The organism is uncultured Romboutsia sp. (genome assembly GCF_958366745.1).
Classification (GTDB): Bacteria; Bacillota; Clostridia; order Peptostreptococcales; family Peptostreptococcaceae; genus Romboutsia; species Romboutsia timonensis.
Genome location: NZ_CATXCO010000272.1, coordinates 1 through 2803, shown reverse-complemented (window position 1 = coordinate 2803; position 2803 = coordinate 1). Strand labels below are relative to the sequence as shown.

The 2803-nt window shown below is 27.9% G+C and carries 3 protein-coding genes; all 3 read left to right on the top strand.

Going from position 1 to position 2803, the window contains the following annotated elements; genetic code table 11:
- Positions 1–189 precede the first annotated feature (189 nt).
- The gene (locus Q5F54_RS12575; RefSeq protein ID WP_277230168.1) at positions 190–1119 is read left to right on the top strand and encodes a carbohydrate ABC transporter permease; all 930 of its coding nucleotides are present in this window, start codon (positions 190–192) and stop codon (positions 1117–1119) included.
- Positions 1119–1937: a carbohydrate ABC transporter permease gene (locus Q5F54_RS12570; RefSeq protein WP_071121057.1), complete on the top strand. Its 819-nt coding sequence runs from the start codon at positions 1119–1121 to the stop codon at positions 1935–1937. The genes Q5F54_RS12575 and Q5F54_RS12570 overlap by 1 nt, the downstream gene beginning before the upstream one ends.
- A 130-nt stretch (positions 1938–2067) precedes the next feature.
- Positions 2068–2803 (top strand): LacI family DNA-binding transcriptional regulator (locus tag Q5F54_RS12565; RefSeq protein WP_302334539.1); only part of this gene is annotated, 736 nt, incomplete at its 3' end.

Sequence of the window (2803 nt, the reverse complement as noted above, 5' to 3'; positions counted from 1 at the left end):
ACCCAAGTGGATGGGGAGAAAATGTTGTTGGTGCTGATATACAAAAATATTTAGATGGAAGCATGAGCTGGGAAGATTTAGTTAAAAATGCTCAAAAAACATGGGCTGAGGAAAGAGAATAAGATAATTAATATTTCAAAAGGAAAGTACACTTGTACTTTCCTATAATTTTAAAGGGGGGAATAGTTTATGTCACAAGCTAAAGTTGAAATTAAAGAATCAAAAACTAAAGTTAAAAAGTCAAATAAAAAATCTAAAAGTCAGCATGGTATAGCTTACTGGTCATTTGTTGGACCAAGTTTATTTGCATTTTCATTAGTTGTACTTATTCCATTAATATTAGGGATTTATTATTCATTTACAAATTGGAATGGTATAGGTTCTAATATAGAATGGGTTGGACTTAAAAATTATATAAAAGTATTTAATGATGAAGGATTTAGAAGTTCACTTTGGTTTACAGTTAAATTTACTATAGTATCAGTTATTTCTATAAATGTAATAGCATTTTTCTTAGCATTACTAGTAACTAGGGAATCAAAAATAAGTAATTTACTTAGAACAATATTCTTTATGCCAAACTTAATTGGAGGATTAATATTAGGTTTTATATGGCAATTCATATTTGTTAATGTATTTAATGCTGTAGGTCAATCACTAGGTCAAGAATGGATGATGGGATGGTTATCTAATTCAACTACAGGTTTTTGGGGAATGGTAATCATTATGGCTTGGCAAATGGCAGGATATGTTATGGTTATATATATAGCAGGTCTTCAAAATGTTCCACCAGAATTAAATGAAGCTGCAAAAATCGATGGAGCAAATGCATGGCAAAGAATAAAACTTATCACTTTCCCAATGATAAGACCATCATTTACAATAAGTTTATTCTTAACACTTTCGAACTCATTTAAGTTATTTGATCAAAACTTAGCATTAACTAATGGAGGGCCAGGTAATGCAACTCAAATGCTAGCATTAAATATTTACCAAACAGCATTTTCATATAACAAAATGAATTTAGCTCAAGCTAAAGCTGTAATATTCTTTGTATTTGTTTGTATTATAACATTAGTTCAAGTTTATATGACTAAGAAAGATGAGGTGGAAGCATAATGAATAAAAAATTAAGTAAGATAGCACTAGATATATTAGGTATAATACTGGCATTAATATGTTTATCGCCATTTTATATAATAATAGTAAATTCATTTAAGACAAAAGGGGAATTATTTGAAAGTACACTAGCTTTACCAGAAAAGTTTAATCTTGATAACTATACTAGAGCATGGGAGCAATTAGATTTTATAAAAGTATTAGGAAACTCTTTATTTATAACAGTTATAAGTATAGTATTTATAGTACTATTTGCATCTATGGCAGCGTGGATGTTACAAAGAACAAACTCTAAAATAAGTAATATGATATTATTTATATTTATATCTTCAATGTTAGTTACATTCCAATCTATAATGTTGCCTCTTATAAATATAATGGGGAAATTAAATTTACTTAATGTACCAGGAATTATATTTATGTATATAGGATTTGGTTCTGCATCTGCAATATTCTTATATCATGGATTTGTAAAGAGTATACCAAAAGAATTAGATGAAGCTGCATTAATAGATGGATGCAGTAAGTGGCAAACATTTAGATATATAATATTTCCGCTTTTAAAGCCAATATCAATAACAGTTGCAATACTTAATACAGTTTGGATATGGAATGATTTCTTATTACCATCATTAGTTATAAATCAAGCAGGTACTAGAACAATACCACTTTCAATGTTTTTCTTCTTTGGACAATACACAAAGCAATGGGATTTAGCACTTGCAGGTCTTGTACTTACAATAATACCAGTTTTAATATTCTATTTCTTTGCTCAAAAACACATTATAAAGAGTGTAACAGTAGGAAGTATAAAATAAATATAGGATTAAGATACAACATTTAAAAGTATACAAGTCAAATTGATATAATATTAGAGTTTAAATATATGCTTATATTTAAACTCTAATATTAAGATAATTATAGAAAGCATTATATAGAGGTGACGCCATGAAAGTAACAATAAAGGATGTAGCAAAAGAGGCAAATGTTGCAACATCTACAGTGTCTAGGGTTTTATCTAATAGCCCTAAAATAAGTGAAAAAACTAAAGAAAAGGTACATGAAGCTATAAAAAAACTAAATTATAAACCAAATGCAATAGCTAGAAGTTTAGCAAATAATAAAACTAGAATACTTGGTGTAGTTCTTCCTGAGGATGCGGATGATATATTAAATAATCCATTTTTCATAAATGCTATGAAGGGAATGAGTATGTATGCTCAAAAGAAAAACTACTATATAACTTATAAATTTAGTAAGACTCAGCAGATAGAAAGAAAGCATTTAAAAGATATAATAAATAGTAATTTAGTTGATGGAGTTATACTTCTTAGAGTAAGTGAAGACGATAAAAATACAACTTATTTAAGAAGCATAGATTTTCCATTTGTTGTAGTTGGAAGACCTGATAATCCAGAGGAAGTTTTATGGGTTAATAATGATAATATTAGTGCAATGTATAATGTTGTAGAGAAGTTGATTAAAAAAGGTCATAGAAAAATAGGTTTTGTAGGGGCTATTGAAAATCTTAATATGTCTAAAGATAGATTTATAGGATATAAGAATGCACTTTTTGATAACAAAATAAGCTATGATGAAAGTATTGTTGTACATAAAGATGAATTCATAGAAAATGAAGGACAAAGTGCATGCAATGAGCTTTTACAAAATAAAGATATAACTG

Coding starts and splice junctions, on each gene's coding strand:
- Q5F54_RS12575 (WP_277230168.1), top strand. CDS start 190: ATGTCACAAGCTAAAGTTGAAATTAAAGAATCAAAAACTAAAGTTAAA.
- Q5F54_RS12570 (WP_071121057.1), top strand. CDS start 1,119: ATGAATAAAAAATTAAGTAAGATAGCACTAGATATATTAGGTATAATA.